We start from the raw sequence: 14,876 nt of genomic DNA on the forward strand, positions 1-14,876 counted from the left end.
GACGACGGACTGTCCATCAGGGCAGGACAGCGATCAGAAACAGGTGACGCGTTCGGCCGCGACATAGCCCAGCAGCAGGCCAACGCCGAACAGCATCACCAGCGCCGCCGCGCCGAACTCGATCCCCCGCATCACCAGCGCGCCGCTGCCGTCGCGCCCACCAGCCAGACGGCGGGCGAGGCCCTTGGCGGAAACGGCGATGACGGCAATGGTTGCCACGGTGATCGCGGTTCCCAGGCCCATCACGAAAGTCGCAGCGATGCCGGCCCAGAACATGCCCTGCGCCAGCGCGAAGACCAGCACGAGGATCGCGCCGGAACACGGCCGGATGCCCACCGTGAACACCGCCGACAGTCCGCGCGCCCAGCCACCGGGGCCTGCGAGCTGATCAGGCGTCGGACCGTGGGAATGGCCGCAATGCTCGTCATGAACGTGATCATGATGACTGTCGTCATGATGCGCATGTGCTGAAGCCGTCGCCTCGGCATGAGCCGAATGCGCGTGCGCATGAGCATGCGCGTGGCCGTGAGCGTGCTCGTGGTGATGGTGGTCATGGCCATGATCGTGGGAATGCGCGGACGCACTAGCATGCGCCATCGCGAGCTGCGGGCCGGCGGCCGGCAGCGACGGTCGCAAGGCGCGGACAAAGCCGCGCCCCTTGCTCCAGACCAGCCGCGCGCCGAATGCCGCGATTAGGCCGTAGCTCGCAATTTCCACCCAGCGCTCGGTGCTGCACATGGTCTTCGCCGTGACATTCAGCAGCCATGCGCCAATGCCCACGATCAACACCGCCACCAGCGCCTGCATCAGCGCCGAGACGAAGGACAATATGATACCGCGCTTGGCGGTCTCTTCATTGGCGACCAGATAGGACGAGATCACCGCTTTGCCGTGCCCTGGGCCGGCGGCGTGGAAGATGCCGTAAGCAAAGGAAATCGCCAGCAGCGTCCACACGGCGCTGCCGTCGGACTTTGCGGCACGGATGGTCGCCGACATCGCCCGGTAGAATTCGGACTGCTTGGTGAGCAACCAGCCGATGATGCCGCCGACCTGCGAGTCCGGCACGCCCTTCGGCGCACCGAACGGATTCTGCGCGAGAGCGTGATGCAGCGAAGCGTCGGTCATGGCGGCGACGACCAGCACTACCGCACAAACAAGAACGACACTCCATCCGCTCGTCATGGCCGGGCTTGTTCCGGCCATCCACGTCTTCCGGATGCCGGTGTCTAGGCGTGGATGCCCGGGACAAGCCCGGGCATGACGCGGGGAGAGACCTGTCGATGAAGTTACACTCATGGGCAATCGACCGTGATCTTGTTAGCGAACATGGCGCCGTAATTGCTGTTCTCGCCATTCATGAAAGTGTCTTCGTTCATGGTCTGCGCCTTGGCGGCGCCGTCCGACGGGCGCTGGATCGCCATCGTGCAGGAGGCCGGCGCGCCGGCCAGCTTGATGGGGTCTTTCTTCTCCAGACCGAAATCGACGAAGAAGCTCGGATCGAAGATTTCGAGTTCCATCTTCTTGGCCTTGAACGGCGTCTTGAACGGCAGCGTGAAGTGCAGCACCAGCGCGGCGTCACGCTTCTCCAGATAATAGTCGACGGGATCGTTGAAGCGCTGCTTCTTGCCCTCCACCTTGGCGAAGGTGAAGAAGGCGAATTCCTTCAGCGACTCCACATTGGTCTGTGCCAGCGGCGCCAGCTCCTCGCGGGTATAGACGCCCTTGGTCTTGCTCTCGATGCCCTGCAGCGCATAGGTCGAGAACATGTCGTCGAATACCCAGGCATGGCGCACGCCGGTGATGGTGCCGTCCGGCGCGTAGATCAGTTCGCTGGATGCCGTGACGAAGACATGCGGGTGGGCCGAGGCGGCGGTGATGCCGCCAGCCAGCGCAACAACGATCGCGATCAGACCCAAAAAGCGGTTCATCAGAAGTATCACCTCACGCCGCCTCAGGCTCTTCCAACAACCCGCGCCGCCGCAGCAGCGCATCCGGCGCGGGGGCACGGCCGCGGAACGCGATATAGGCTGCTTCGGGATCGACCGAACCGCCCGACGAATAGATGTCGTCATGCAGCCGCTTGGCCACTGCGGGATCGAAGATGTTGCCGGCTTCCTCGAAGGCGCCGAAGGCGTCCGCATCCATCACTTCGGACCACATGTAGCTGTAGTAGCCAGACGCATAGTGATCGCCGGAGAAGATGTGCCCGAATTGCGTCGGCCGGTGTCGCAGCGCGATTTCCTCGGGCATGCCGATCTTCTCCAGCTCCTTCTTCTCGAAGGCCGCGACATCGGCGGAGGCCGAGGCCGGCTGGGTGTGGAATTCGAGATCGATCAGCGCCGAGGATACGAATTCTACCGTGGCAAAGCCCTGGTTGAACTTGCGGGCAGCGATGAACCGCTTCAGCAGATCGTCGGGCAGCGGCTCGCCGGTCTGGTAGTGCTTGGCAAAAGTCTGCAGCACCTGCGGCTGCTCCTGCCAGTGTTCATAGAGTTGCGACGGTAGTTCGACGAAGTCGGTGAACACCGACGTCCCCGACAGCGAGGGATAGGTGACGTTGGACAGCATCCCGTGCAGGCCGTGGCCGAATTCGTGGAACAGCGTGCGCGCATCGTCCGGCGACAGCAGCGATGGCTGGCCGTCGGTGCCCTTGGCGAAATTGCAGATGTTCAGCACCAGCGGCGCCACGTCGCCGTCGAGCTTCTGCTGGTCGCGCAGCGAGGTCATCCAGGCGCCGGAGCGCTTCGACGGGCGGGCGAAGTAGTCGCCATAGAAGATCGCCTTGAGCGCCCCCTTGGCATCCTTGACCTCCCAGACGCGGACGTCGGGATGCCAGACCGGCACGTCCTTGCGCTCGGCGAAGGTGATGCCGAACAAGCGCGTCGCGGTGTCGAATTGCGCCGCGATCATATTGTCGAGGGTCAGATAAGGCTTGATCGCCGCATCATCGAAATTGGCGCGGCGCTGGCGCAGCTTCTCGGCGTAATAGCGCCAATCCCAGGCAGCGAGCTTAAAGTTGCCACCCTCCTCCGCAATCAGCTCCTGCAGCGCATCGCGATCGGCCAGCGCGCGGGCGCGGGCTGGCTTCCAGACGCGCTCCAGCAGACCGCGCACGGCCTCCGGCGTCTTGGCCATGGAATCCTCCAGCCGGTAGGCCGCGAAGGTCGGGAAGCCCAGGATTTTCGCGGTCTCCTCGCGCAGCTTCAGGATTTCGACGATCGTCTCGTTATTGTCATTGGCGTTGCCATTGTTGCCGCGCTGGATGAAGGCCTTGTAGGCCTTCTCGCGCAGGTCGCGCCGCGCCGCGCTTTTCAGGAACGGCTCCATCGAGGACCGCGACGTGGTGATGATCGCCTTGCCAGTCATGCCGCGCTCATCAGCCGAGGCCCTGGCAGAGGCGACGAAGCTCTCGGCGAGCCCATCGAGGTCGCCCTCGCCCAGCTCCATGAACCACTCCTGCTCGTCGCCGAGCAGATGATGGCTGAAACTGGTGCCGAGATGCGCCAGGCGCTCGTTGATCTCGGCCATCCGCGCCTTGGCGGTCTCGTCGAGGCCGGCGCCGGAGCGGTGGAAGCGGGTATAGGTCCGCTCCAGGAGACGCATCTGTTCGGTGGTGAGGCCGAGCTCGGCGCGTTTGTCATGCAGCGCCACGATGCGGCCGAACAACACGGCATTCATCATGATCGGATTCCAGTGCCGCGCCATCCGCGACGACACGTCCTTGTCGATCTCCAGGATCGCCGGATTGGAATGCGCCGACACCAGATCGTAGAACACCGATGCCACACGGCTGAGCAACTTGCCGGAGCGCTCCAGCGCCGTGATCGTATTGGCGAAGTCAGGCGCGGCCGGATCGTTCACGATCGCGGCAATCTCGGCCGAATGGTCGAAAAACGCCTGTTCGAAGGCCGGCATGAAGTGCTCGGGCTTGATCTCGTCGAACGGCGGGGTCTCGAACGGGGTCTGCCAGGCTTTCAGAAGCGGATTTTCGAGACCTTTCGACGCAACCGGCGAGACCGACGTTTCTGACATAAGAAATCCTGCTTTGAAGCCCATAGAATGCGTCGATCTATACCACGCGATGGGGCTTTTTTGGGCCCTTTAGTGCTTGCCGCAGCAGGCTTTTTCGGAGAGATTGCGGCCCGAAACAGGACCTTGAGATTATGACCACCTCCACCGCCCCTCGCCGCATCTACTGGCCCAGCGTCATCACCGTCATCTCGGCGGCGATCCTGATCGGCGCGGAAGTGTTCGGCGCCGCCTTCGCGGGCGGCTGGGCGCTGTCGATCCTGTTCGGCCTCTCCACCACCGGCGAACACATCCTCCAGGTTTGCCTGTTCCTGTGCGGCGTCGCCATCATGGTCGCCTTCCTGCGCACCGCCGCACGGATCGAGCCGTTCACCCGCCGCGGCTGATCGCTCTGCGCCCGCGCAACTCCACTCTCCGGCTTCTCACACTCGACTGTCATCGCCCAGCCAGGCGCGCAATTGCGCGCTTGAATTGGGCGCCCCAGTAACCGGCGCGGTTCGCGATTCGTCGCTGATTACAGCGTTTATGGGATTCTCCGCTTTCGCGGAGAACAACAACCGAGAGCGAGATGACAGCCGCACGAGAGGACGACTACAGAACCATGACGCTGGTGTAGTTCAGCACTCCACACCAGCCTCACACCACTCCAATTCCTTAACCGAACTTAACATCCGTTCATGTTGAGCGCGCTGAGTGCGTCTCGTTTGCAACGCTGCGCGATGGCGTTGAATAAAATGCCCCACAGCCCAAAAAAATTGTTGCGTAGCAGGGTCAAAGAACCTATTTCCGGTCTTGCCCAATTTCGCACGTGCCTGTGGTCGTGTGTCAGTCGGTAGGTATCCGGACAAGAGGCCGGACAGCCGCCAAGGGATGAAGAAGCCGAGGGTCGTTCGCGGAGTTTTGCGAAAGGCCAGCATCTCTCTCCAGAGATGCCGTTGAAGGTGACTTTGTTCTTTGCAACCGTGACTGGCAGCCGGAGGCGAACCGGCGCACCTCGTTCTCAACGGGGGACGCGACTTAAAGCAACGACGGAGCGGGCTTTTTTGGTCTCTGCTGGCTTTCCAACAGCCAGCGCGAATACCGAAGAGGCTTGTCCTTCATTGCCAGGTGTGCGGTAGGGTCACCCCCAACCAATCCACGGCAGCACTTACGGTCTGTACTTTTGGCTTTGTCACGCCTCCATCGCGTGCCTGGGTCCGAAAGCGCTGAACCGTCATCATTTTTTGAACGTGACCCTTTCGCGGGGCCGTTTGGGAGAGTGCTATGACCGAACGTATTCAGGAATTCCTCCGCGCCCGCCGCAACGAGGGCACCGATGTCGAGCCGTGCCTCGTCGTCGACCTCGAAGTCGTGCGCGACAACTTCCAGAGCTTTGCGAAGGCTTTGCCTGATAGCCGCGTGTTCTACGCGGTGAAGGCAAATCCGGCGCCGGAAGTGCTGTCGCTGCTGGCCTCGATGGGCTCGTGCTTCGACTGTGCGTCGGTGCAGGAAATCCAGATGGCGCTCGACGCTGGCGCCACGCCGGACCGCATCTCCTTCGGCAACACCATCAAGAAGGAACGCGATATCGCGCGCGCTCACGCGCTCGGCATCGGCCTGTTCTCGGTCGACTGCGCCGCTGAGGTCGAGAAGATCGCGCGTGCAGCTCCTGGCGCCCGCGTGTTCTGCCGCATTCTCTACGATTGCGCCGGCGCCGAGTGGCCGCTGTCGCGCAAGTTCGGCTGCGATCCGGAAATGGCTGTCGACGTGCTGGACCTCGCCAAGCGTCTTGGCCTGGAGCCCTATGGCATCTCGTTCCATGTCGGCTCGCAGCAGCGCAAGGTGAAGGCATGGGACCGTGCGCTGGCGATGGCCTCGTCGGTGTTCCGTGACTGCGCCGAGCGCGGGATCAACCTGTCCATGGTCAATATGGGCGGTGGCTTCCCGACCAAGTACCTCAAGGAAGTCCCGGCGGTCGTGCAGTACGGCCGTTCGATCTTCCGTGCGCTGCGCAAGCACTTCGGCAACGCGATTCCGGAGACCATCATCGAGCCGGGGCGCGGCATGGTCGGCAATGCCGGTATCATCGAAGCCGAAGTCGTTCTGATCTCGAAGAAGAGCGACGAGGACGACGTGCGCTGGGTGTACCTGGACATTGGCAAGTTCGGCGGTCTCGCCGAGACCATGGACGAGTCGATCCGCTACGCCATCAAGACGCCGCATGACGGCGCCGAGATGACGCCCTGCGTGCTCGCCGGCCCGACCTGCGATTCGGCCGACGTGATGTATGAGAAGCTGCCGTATCCGCTGCCCGTGACTCTCGAGATCGGCGACAAGCTGCTGATCGAAGGCACCGGCGCCTATACGTCGACCTACTCGGCAGTGGCGTTCAACGGCTTCCCGCCGCTGCGCACCTTCCATATCTGAGCGTTGCAAATTTAAGTTCGCTCACTATATCCGGCGTCCACCCCGGATATGACTAATCGGAGAGCCGGCCCGCCGGCTCTCATCCCGTCACCTTCCAATTCTGGATGACAACACTCCGTGTGAAAAACGGAGTGGGGACCGACATGCCATGACCGATCTGCACGAGACCGCCACCAACAACACTGTTGCTTTGCCCATCGCAGCCCCTTCGTACGAGATCCGTGCGGAACGTGGCTCCGACGTCGCCGCCCGTGAATCTCTGCTGGATGTGTGCTTCGGCGCTTCGCGCCATGCCCGCACCTGCCAGCGACTGCGTGACGGACGACTGCCCGCCGAAGGCCTGGCCTTCTCGGCGGTGGTGCAAGGCAGGCTGGTCGGCACGATCAGGCTTTGGCATGTCGACGCCGGGGGCCGAGCTGCGTTGATGCTCGGCCCCCTGGCGGTCGATCCGGGTGCCCGCGACCTTGGCCTTGGCGCCGCGTTGATGAATCACGCGATCGCCGAGGCCTCGGCGCGCGGCCATGGCGCCATCGTGCTGCTCGGCGATGCACCTTATTACGCCCGCTTCGGCTTCATGCCCCGGAAAATGACCGATCTGGCGCTGCCCGGGCCGTTCGAGCGCGATCGCCTGCTCGGCCTTGAACTGAAGCCCGGAGCGCTGGATGGCGCCCGCGGCATCATCTTCGGAAGCGGTAAATGGGTCCGCAAGGCTGCTGAGCCTGCCGATCTGGCCCACGCGGCTTGATTTGACCACCAAGACACGGCATTGCGGAGCTCACCTCCGCAGGAGAGCCCGGTATGACGCGCAAACTGATTTCCACCGGATCGCCGTTCGAAAAGACCGCTGGCTATAGCCGCGCCGTGGTCGACGGCGATTTCTGCTTCGTGTCCGGAACCACCGGCTACGATTACACCACCATGATCTTGCCGGCAGATATCACGGCACAGACACAGAACTGCTTCAAGACCATTGAAGCCGCGCTGAAGGAGGCCGGCTTTGCCATGGCCGATATCGTGCGTGCGATCTACTACATCACGGACGCCAGCGACGCCGACAAGGTGTTTGCGGTGACCGGTGCCCATCTCGGCGAGATCAGGCCCGCTGCCACGCTCCTCGTGGTCTCCGGGCTCTACAAGCCCGAGATGAAAGTCGAAATCGAAGTCACCGCCAAGCGGCGCAGCTGATCGTCAACCGCGCGTCAGACACACCCGTTTGACGTCGCTGCTAGCAACGGCGCCATCGCCGGTTGACTTTCACTGCAGGATACATAGGTTTCGGCCATCATGACGAACCTGCCCCGCAACCGCTTACTGCTCCGCGCCGGTCACCTTCAAGCAGGAATGTGACCCGGGCGCACGCGCGCGTGCCGTCCGGGCTTGTTCGATTTCAACATCCTCATCATTCTTGGCATGCTCGGGCGCTTTGCGCGCCGGGCGTCATTTGGCTGTGAAACCCATGATCCATTCCCTTCGCACTGAGCTGCCGCCCATCACACTCCGCCGCAGCGACGGTGAGCGTCTCAGCGTACTGGCCGAGGCCGCTGCAGAGAAGCACCCCGTGACCGCCGACTTTCTGGCCGACGAAGTTGAGCGCGCGACGATCGTGCCCGACACTCATCCATTGCCCGGAATCGTCGGCATGGAGTCCGATGTGACGTTCCGCGACGATATCAGCGGACAGGAAAAGCACGTCACACTGGTCTATCCGACCTCCGCCGACGTGGACGCCGGGCGAATTTCGGTATTGACCCCGATCGGAGCCGCGCTTATCGGCCTTTCTGCGGGGCAGTCCATTACATTCGAGACGCCCTCGGGGGAACCACGTTCGCTGACCGTTCTCTCGGTCGGCATACGCCGCTGAGCTGCATTTAATACCGGCATCGAGATTTCATTCCCGAAATTTCATTCTGATGTCACATCGTCACTGTCCTTTCCCAACCGCGCACGACGCAGCGCGTTCATCTTGATCCTGTCTGGAGTTAGAAGCTGATGTCCTCATCCCCCGCCTCGCCGATCTACGCGAAGATCACCGGCCCCATCGTGATCGTCGGCTTCGGCTCGATCGGCAAGGGCATGGTGCCGATGATCGAGCGGCATCTCGACTACGACAAGTCGCGCATCACCGTGCTCGACCCCAAGGATGAGGGCCGCAAGGCGCTGTGCGACAAGCATGGTCTGCGCTTCATCCAGCAGGGGCTGACCAGGGAGAATTATCGCGAACTGCTGACGCCGCTCCTCACTGAGGGCGGCGGCCAGGGTTTTTGCGTCAACCTGTCGGTCGATACCGGCTCGGTCGATATCATGGAGCTCTGCAACGAGCTCGGCGCGCTCTACATCGACACGGTCAACGAGCCTTGGCTCGGCTTCTATTTCGACGCCTCGAAGGGCGCCGAAGCGCGCTCCAACTACGCTTTGCGCGAAACGACGCTGGCCGCCAAGAAGGCCCGCAAGCCCGGCTCGACCACGGCGGTCTCCTGCTGCGGCGCAAATCCCGGCATGGTCTCCTTCTTCGTCAAGCAGGCGCTGCTGAATGTCGCTTCCGACCTGAAGCTCAATGCCCCCCAGCCGAAGACCAAGGCCGAATGGGCGGACCTGATGCGGCAGGCCGGTATCAAGGGCGTCCACATCGCCGAGCGCGACACGCAACGCTCCAAGTCGCCGAAGCCGCCGGAGGTGTTCGTCAACACCTGGTCGGTCGAAGGCTTCCTCTCGGAAGGCGTGCAGCCGTCCGAACTCGGCTGGGGCACCCATGAAAAGTGGATGCCGGAGAATGCACACACCCATGAGGCCGGCTGCGGCGCTGCGATCTACCTGATGCAGCCCGGCGCCAATACGCGCGTGCGCACCTGGTGCCCGACGCGCGGCGCGCAATACGGCTTCCTCGTCACCCACAACGAGTCGATCTCGATCTCCGATTATTTCACGGTGCGTGACGCGTCGGGCACCGCGGTGTTCCGGCCGACCTGCCACTATGCCTATCACCCGGCGGACGATGCGGTGCTGTCGCTGCACGAGATGTTCGGCTCCGGCAAGATGCAGACGAAGCACCACATCCTCGACGAAAACGAAATCGTCGACGGTATCGACGAACTCGGTGTGCTGCTCTACGGCCACGACAACAATGCCTACTGGTTCGGCTCGCAGCTCTCCATCGAGGAGACGCGTGAACTCGCGCCCTATCAGAACGCCACCGGCCTGCAGGTAACCTCGGCCGTGCTCGGCGGCATGGTGTGGGCGCTGGAGCACCCGACCGAAGGCATCGTCGAAGCCGACGAGATCGACTTCGAGCGTCTGCTGGAGATCCAGACACCCTATCTCGGCCCGGTGAAAGGCTACTACACCGACTGGACGCCGCTCGAAGGCCGTCCGGGCCTGTTCCCGGAAGATATCGACACGAGCGACCCGTGGCAGTTCAAAAACGTGCTGGTGCGGTAGCGAACACTCCGCCCTCATCCTGAGGAGCAAATGGCGGCTGCATCTCGCAGCCGCCATTTGCGTCTCGAAGGATGGCCGCGGGCTTCGGCTCCGTGCCCTCATGGTTCGAGACGGCGCTGAAGAAGCGCCTCCTCACCATGAGGGTTGGGCTGCAGAGCAACTTGACAGTGCGAACGACTGCTCCATTCTTGAGATTGGAACTTTCAATTTCTCAGAGAATGGAGCCGATCCATGCTGGACGGTGCGTTTCTCTATATCGTGAGGTGTGCCGACGGTAGTTATTACATCGGCATCACACGCACCTCGCTCGACATCAGAATAGCCCAGCACAACGCCGGTACCTTTCCCGGCTATACGTCTACACGCAGACCTGTCGAACTGTTGTATTCGCAATGGTTTGAGCGCATCACCGACGCGATCGAGAATGAGCGTAAACTCAAGCGCTGGAGCAGGGCGAAGAAGGAAGCGCTAATCCGTGGCGACTTCGCGATATTGAAGCAACTTGCTCGACGCAAGTTACCTCACTTACGGAAACCACCACATGCTCAGCCCTCATCCTGAGGAGGCGCTTCTTCAGCGCCGTCTCGAAGGATGGCCGCACACTTCGACACCTCGGCCTCATGGTTCGAGACGGCGCAAGAACGCCTCCTCACCATGAGGGTCGGGCAGAGGCGCCCGCTTCCTATTTCGCCAGATAATCAAACGCCACTTCGCCCAATCCCAGCGTCAGGTCGCACTTGAAGTGCAATGCCGACACGACCTCCTTCACCGGCAAACGCGCCACATCCGCCAGCGCATGCGGGAACAGTCCGAGTGCCGCAGGCCCGGTCCAGGCTTCCTTGAGATTGATCTCTTCCAGGTGATAGCGCACCAGCTCGCAGATGCGCGGCGTGCCATCGACCTGCGGGATGATCTTCAGAATAAAGTTCGGCACCGTCAGCGCATGCATCACCGTGTCATGATCCACCGGCCGGTGCTTGTAGCCCATAGTGCCTGAAGCGCAGAGCACGGAGCCGTAATGCAGCGTGCCGACCAGCACGTCGCTCTCCACCACGATCTTCGGGGTCGCGCGCTTCTTCGGGAAGCCCCAGAGCTCGCGGCCACCGGCAATCGGCGCATCGTCGTCGAGATACATCGAATGGATATAGACGCCCTCGACGCCGTTGAGGCGGACCGGAATCGCCTGCCCGGTCTCGGTATAGTCGCCGAAGCCGGTGGAATCGGGCATGCGGATGAATTCGTATTTGACGATGTTGTCGACGATCTCCAGCGGCTCCGGCACCACAGCCTGCAGCGCGTCCATGTCGGTGCGATAGCTGATGATGAAATATTCGCGGTCGTAGAATTTGTAGGGCCCGCGCGGGAATGACGGATTGGTCAGCGGCATCGAATAGGCGTTACGCCTGATATCTTCGATCTTCATGGTGCCCCCTATGAAACTGTTGGCAGGGAGTATGAAGGCGGTCGATGAAACTGGCGAGACTATTGTGCGGGCAGCGTCAACAAACACCGTCCTCATCCTGAGGAGCGCGCTCTTCGCGCGCGTCTCGAAGGATGGCGGCACACTGGGAGAACCCGGCCTCATGGTTCGAGACGGCGCAAACGCGCCTCCTCACCATGAGGGACTTTGACAGCGACCTCGAAAGCTCCGCTATTTCGTGGTGATCGGCGGCGCGGTCTTCTCAGCCGGCGCTGGTGGCAGCGCCGGCTTGGCGCCGGCATCGCGTGCTTCTGCATCCGGACGCGCCGGCTGCGGCGGCGTTTCCTGCGGGCGCTGGCCAGTGGTCGCGGGTTCTGCGGGGGCCGACGGCTTGTTTTCGGCACCCGGCGTTGACTGCAGTGGCGGCGTCGCCTGGGCAAATCGAGCGGATGGTGGCGTCAGCGTGAGCCGTGCCATTGCCGACGTCGATGCGCCCAATCCTGCAGCCGTCGCCAAGATCGCGATCGCCAAATTAGTCCGGAACACGCGCGTCTGGGTCGTCGAGATCATGGCATCCACCGCAGTTAATGTGCGGTGACAACGGGAGCCGGCCGCCAAAGTTCCCGAGCCGGAAAGTCGCAGATCGCCGATGGCGCCCTGGACTGGACTTCTTTTGGACGACTAGTCCTTGGTGCTGACGTCCCATGTGGCGTTGCGCACGCCGGCATACGCCTCGAGCCGGGCGGCCACGGCATCCAGCTCCTTGGGATCGACGGCCGTCGAGACCAGCGTGGCGACGATCTCCTGCTGGGTGTCGCTCTGCTCGATCACATCGACATCGCCGACCGGATATTTTGCGGCTTCCAGCGCCTCCTGCAGGCGCTCGCGCATCTCCGGTACCACCTCGGGCGAGACCGTGAGCCGCACGTAATAGGTCACTTCCGACGACTTCGCGTCCAGCGGCGCCCGGTTGATCGCATTGACCAGCGGCCGCAGCAACGTATTGCCGGCCAGCACGAAAAATGTAAGCGCGATAGCCTGTGCGATCATGTCCGCGCCGGCGCAGGAGCCCACCGCGGCCGAACTCCATAGCGTCGCCGCCGTATTGAGGCCGCGCACATTGGTGCCTTCCTTCATGATGACGCCCGCGCCGAGAAAGCCGATGCCGGAGACGACATAGGCGATCACGCGCACCGCGCCATCGGCACCGTGCAGCTGCATTGCCAGATCGACGAAAGCGGCCGCCCCGAGCGCCACCAGCACATTGGTGCGCAGGCCCGCGGTGCGCTGGCGATATTGTCGCTCAGCACCGATCAGCGTGCCCAGCACAAAGGCCGTGGCCAGGCTGAGCAGCGTGTCGAGGAAGTCGTAGGTCTGGAATGTTGCCAAAAATCGCATGATGTCTGCATGCGTACAGGAAGTGACGGGCGGATGACAATGCCGCCTCGCACCGACCGTCGTGACTCTCTCTCCCCACAGGGGAGGTGAAAGAACTACAGCTCCAGCAATCCCGCGTCGCCGTCCTGATCGGCGAAGGCCAGCAGCGTACCCTTGGCATTCCAGGCCAGCGCGCTGACGGGCTGCCCCTTGTTGGCGCGTACCAGAATTTCCGCGCCGTCGGTCATGCGGACCATCAGGATGGTGCCGTCACTGTAACCGGCGGCCAGGATGTCCTGCTTGGGATGACAGGCCACCATGGTGACCTTGGCCTTGAGCGGCGCCAGCATCGCCGGCTCCTTGCCCATCGGGCCGTCCTTGCTGGCAAACGGCCAGATGATGACCGTATCGGCGCCCGAGGTCGCGAGACCCTTGCCGCCGGCGCTCCAGGAAATCGAGCGCACGCGTGCGGGATAGCCGGTCATGCGCATGTGCTTGCCGTCCACGAGACGCCAGCCATGCAGCGCCGGCTCATGCATCGCGGTGACCAGAAACTTGTTGTCCGGGCTGAAGGTCACGCCGAGATGCGAACCGGCCCATTCCAGCACTTCGGCATTGCCGGCCATGTTGGGAAACCACAGCGTCACGCCGTTGTAGTGGGCTATCGCGAGCCGCAGCCCTTTGGGCGCGAATGCAAGGCCGCCGACGGTCGATGGCACCTCGAAGAATTTCACTTCGCCCTTCGGCGCCTGCACGAAGGCCGTCTTGCCCGCCGACCACGCAACAGCGCCGTCGGGATGCAAAGCTACACTGTCGATCCAGCGCCTCTTGGCGTCGGTCGCAAAGGTCGAGACTGTGCCGTCGCGGTCGAGCACGACGACCTTGCCGTCGTCGCAGCCCATCACGATGCGCTTGCCGTCGGAGGTCGAGCACAGGATGCCACCGAACGCGACCTCGACCGGCGACATCGCGCCTGCCGGATCGACCAGCGTGACTTTCTCTTCGGCGCCGACAAAGGCTGCCTTGTCGCCGAGAAAATGCACTGATGTGACCGACGCACCGATGGCCACCGGCAACACACGGTCGGTGACCGAAACGATGGATTCCTGCTCCTGCAGCGGATTGAAATCGGACATCATCAGGCGGGGATGCAGCGTTCGAAGCCGTCGCGGATCAGCTGCTCGGGCAGATCGCGACCGATAAAGACAAGACGGCTTTCGCGCTTCTCGCCGTCCTTCCACGGCCGCTGATGATCGCCTTCGAGCATCATGTGCACGCCCTGGAAGACATAGCGCTCGTCATCGCCGGAGAACGACAGGATGCCCTTGGAGCGCAAAATCTTGCCGCCCTCCTTGGCCATCAGGTCCTGCAGCCAGGGCATGAAGGTCGACGCATCGAGCGCCTTGTCGGTGCGCAGCGACATCGAGTGCATGTCCTCGTCGTGATAGTGCTTCAAACCACCGTGGCCATGATCATGATGGTGATGATGGCCGTGATCGTGGTCATGATGATCGTGACCGTCGTCCGCATTGAGGAATTCCGGCTCGATCTCCAGAATGCGATCGAGATCGAAGGCGCCACGCTCCAGCACATCGGACAGCTTCACCTGCGCGCGTTCGGTCTTGTGCAGCTTGGCGTAGGGGTTGATGGCGCGAATGCGCGCCTCGACTTCGGCGAGCTCAGGCTTCGACACGAGATCGATCTTGTTGAGCACGATGACATCGGCGAAAGCGATCTGGTTCTTGGCTTCCGGCGCGTCCTTGAGGCGATCGCTCAGCCACTTGGCATCGGCCACGGTCACGACGGCATCGAGCCGCGCATGGGCCTGCACGTCCTCGTCGACGAAGAAGGTCTGCGCGACCGGGGCCGGATCCGCGAGACCCGTGGTCTCGACGATGATGGCGTCGAATTTGCCCTTGCGCTTCATCAGGCCGTCGAGAATACGCACGAGGTCGCCGCGGACAGTGCAGCAGACGCAGCCGTTGTTCATCTCGAAAACTTCTTCATCCGCGCCGATGATGAGATCGTTGTCGATACCGATCTCGCCGAACTCGTTGACGATCACAGCGTATTTCTTGCCGTGGTTTTCCGACAGGATGCGGTTCAACAGCGTGGTCTTGCCGGCGCCGAGATAGCCGGTCAGCACGGTCACGGGAATTTTGTTGGCAGTCGCTTCAGACATGATCTCTCCGGCGGGGTCTTGTGCAGC

The 14,876-nt window shown here is 62.5% G+C and carries 15 protein-coding genes; 7 read left to right on the forward strand and 8 right to left on the reverse strand.

Going from position 1 to position 14,876, the window contains the following annotated elements; all coding sequences use genetic code 11:
* Nucleotides 1–33 precede the first annotated feature (33 nt).
* From AB8B02_RS21150 to AB8B02_RS21160, 3 genes are all read right to left on the reverse strand, one after another.
* The gene (locus AB8B02_RS21150) at nt 34–1,203 is read right to left on the reverse strand and encodes a nickel/cobalt transporter (RefSeq protein ID WP_439065085.1); all 1,170 of its coding nucleotides are present in this window, start codon (nt 1,201–1,203) and stop codon (nt 34–36) included.
* Between the two features lie 89 nt (nt 1,204–1,292).
* Complete coding sequence (locus AB8B02_RS21155) at nt 1,293–1,928, reverse strand: DUF1007 family protein (RefSeq protein WP_231079133.1); 636 nt, start codon at nt 1,926–1,928, stop codon at nt 1,293–1,295.
* Between the two features lie 13 nt (nt 1,929–1,941).
* Complete coding sequence (locus AB8B02_RS21160) at nt 1,942–4,032, reverse strand: M3 family metallopeptidase (RefSeq protein WP_184512073.1); 2,091 nt, start codon at nt 4,030–4,032, stop codon at nt 1,942–1,944.
* 131 nt (nt 4,033–4,163) lie between these two features.
* Between AB8B02_RS21160 and AB8B02_RS21165 the strand changes: the two genes are divergently transcribed.
* The 7 genes from AB8B02_RS21165 (at nt 4,164) to AB8B02_RS21195 (ending at nt 10,431) form a co-directional block, all read left to right on the forward strand.
* A complete protein-coding gene (locus AB8B02_RS21165; RefSeq protein WP_068728984.1) occupies nt 4,164–4,415 on the forward strand; it encodes a hypothetical protein in 252 nt (83 codons plus the stop codon).
* 877 nt (nt 4,416–5,292) lie between these two features.
* Nucleotides 5,293–6,435, forward strand: a complete 1,143-nt coding sequence (locus AB8B02_RS21170; RefSeq protein WP_068728986.1) for a type III PLP-dependent enzyme — start codon at nt 5,293–5,295, stop codon at nt 6,433–6,435.
* Between the two features lie 148 nt (nt 6,436–6,583).
* Nucleotides 6,584–7,180, forward strand: a complete 597-nt coding sequence (locus AB8B02_RS21175) for a GNAT family N-acetyltransferase (RefSeq protein ID WP_439065086.1) — start codon at nt 6,584–6,586, stop codon at nt 7,178–7,180.
* A 53-nt stretch (nt 7,181–7,233) separates the two neighbouring features.
* The gene (locus tag AB8B02_RS21180; protein WP_175367756.1) at nt 7,234–7,620 is read left to right on the forward strand and encodes a RidA family protein; all 387 of its coding nucleotides are present in this window, start codon (nt 7,234–7,236) and stop codon (nt 7,618–7,620) included.
* A 271-nt stretch (nt 7,621–7,891) separates the two neighbouring features.
* The gene (gene rnk, locus AB8B02_RS21185; protein ID WP_439065909.1) at nt 7,892–8,296 is read left to right on the forward strand and encodes a nucleoside diphosphate kinase regulator; all 405 of its coding nucleotides are present in this window, start codon (nt 7,892–7,894) and stop codon (nt 8,294–8,296) included.
* A gap of 128 nt (nt 8,297–8,424) precedes the next feature.
* Complete coding sequence (locus AB8B02_RS21190; RefSeq protein WP_175367755.1) at nt 8,425–9,870, forward strand: homospermidine synthase; 1,446 nt, start codon at nt 8,425–8,427, stop codon at nt 9,868–9,870.
* A gap of 231 nt (nt 9,871–10,101) precedes the next feature.
* Nucleotides 10,102–10,431 (forward strand): GIY-YIG nuclease family protein, encoded by a 330-nt coding sequence (locus tag AB8B02_RS21195; RefSeq protein ID WP_068728996.1) that lies wholly within the window; start codon nt 10,102–10,104, stop codon nt 10,429–10,431.
* A 121-nt stretch (nt 10,432–10,552) separates the two neighbouring features.
* On the opposite strand, the gene AB8B02_RS21200 is transcribed toward AB8B02_RS21195, so the two are convergent.
* From AB8B02_RS21200 to AB8B02_RS21220, 5 genes are all read right to left on the reverse strand, one after another.
* Nucleotides 10,553–11,293: an acetoacetate decarboxylase gene (locus AB8B02_RS21200; RefSeq protein ID WP_439065087.1), complete on the reverse strand. Its 741-nt coding sequence runs from the start codon at nt 11,291–11,293 to the stop codon at nt 10,553–10,555.
* A gap of 228 nt (nt 11,294–11,521) precedes the next feature.
* On the reverse strand, nt 11,522–11,860 hold the full coding sequence (locus AB8B02_RS21205) for a hypothetical protein (protein ID WP_439065088.1): 339 nt from the start codon (nt 11,858–11,860) through the stop codon (nt 11,522–11,524).
* A gap of 111 nt (nt 11,861–11,971) precedes the next feature.
* Nucleotides 11,972–12,688, reverse strand: a complete 717-nt coding sequence (locus AB8B02_RS21210) for an MgtC/SapB family protein (protein WP_089265780.1) — start codon at nt 12,686–12,688, stop codon at nt 11,972–11,974.
* Between the two features lie 95 nt (nt 12,689–12,783).
* The gene (locus AB8B02_RS21215) at nt 12,784–13,806 is read right to left on the reverse strand and encodes a WD40 repeat domain-containing protein (protein WP_420878672.1); all 1,023 of its coding nucleotides are present in this window, start codon (nt 13,804–13,806) and stop codon (nt 12,784–12,786) included.
* A complete protein-coding gene (locus tag AB8B02_RS21220) occupies nt 13,806–14,849 on the reverse strand; it encodes a CobW family GTP-binding protein (protein WP_184512079.1) in 1,044 nt (347 codons plus the stop codon). Before AB8B02_RS21220 ends, AB8B02_RS21215 begins: the two co-directional genes overlap by 1 nt.
* Nucleotides 14,850–14,876 lie beyond the last annotated feature (27 nt).

Source organism: Tardiphaga sp. 862_B3_N4_1 (assembly GCF_051811085.1).
GTDB lineage: Bacteria > Pseudomonadota > Alphaproteobacteria > Rhizobiales > Xanthobacteraceae > Tardiphaga > Tardiphaga robiniae.

Coding starts and splice junctions, on each gene's coding strand:
- rnk (WP_439065909.1), top strand. CDS start 7,892: ATGATCCATTCCCTTCGCACTGAGCTGCCGCCCATCACACTCCGCCGC.
- AB8B02_RS21210 (WP_089265780.1), bottom strand. CDS start 12,688: ATGCGATTTTTGGCAACATTCCAGACCTACGACTTCCTCGACACGCTG.
- AB8B02_RS21195 (WP_068728996.1), top strand. CDS start 10,102: ATGCTGGACGGTGCGTTTCTCTATATCGTGAGGTGTGCCGACGGTAGT.
- AB8B02_RS21215 (WP_420878672.1), bottom strand. CDS start 13,806: ATGATGTCCGATTTCAATCCGCTGCAGGAGCAGGAATCCATCGTTTCG.
- AB8B02_RS21150 (WP_439065085.1), bottom strand. CDS start 1,203: ATGGCCGGAACAAGCCCGGCCATGACGAGCGGATGGAGTGTCGTTCTT.
- AB8B02_RS21160 (WP_184512073.1), bottom strand. CDS start 4,032: ATGTCAGAAACGTCGGTCTCGCCGGTTGCGTCGAAAGGTCTCGAAAAT.
- AB8B02_RS21200 (WP_439065087.1), bottom strand. CDS start 11,293: ATGAAGATCGAAGATATCAGGCGTAACGCCTATTCGATGCCGCTGACC.
- AB8B02_RS21170 (WP_068728986.1), top strand. CDS start 5,293: ATGACCGAACGTATTCAGGAATTCCTCCGCGCCCGCCGCAACGAGGGC.
- AB8B02_RS21165 (WP_068728984.1), top strand. CDS start 4,164: ATGACCACCTCCACCGCCCCTCGCCGCATCTACTGGCCCAGCGTCATC.
- AB8B02_RS21180 (WP_175367756.1), top strand. CDS start 7,234: ATGACGCGCAAACTGATTTCCACCGGATCGCCGTTCGAAAAGACCGCT.
- AB8B02_RS21155 (WP_231079133.1), bottom strand. CDS start 1,928: ATGAACCGCTTTTTGGGTCTGATCGCGATCGTTGTTGCGCTGGCTGGC.
- AB8B02_RS21175 (WP_439065086.1), top strand. CDS start 6,584: ATGACCGATCTGCACGAGACCGCCACCAACAACACTGTTGCTTTGCCC.
- AB8B02_RS21220 (WP_184512079.1), bottom strand. CDS start 14,849: ATGTCTGAAGCGACTGCCAACAAAATTCCCGTGACCGTGCTGACCGGC.
- AB8B02_RS21190 (WP_175367755.1), top strand. CDS start 8,425: ATGTCCTCATCCCCCGCCTCGCCGATCTACGCGAAGATCACCGGCCCC.
- AB8B02_RS21205 (WP_439065088.1), bottom strand. CDS start 11,860: ATGATCTCGACGACCCAGACGCGCGTGTTCCGGACTAATTTGGCGATC.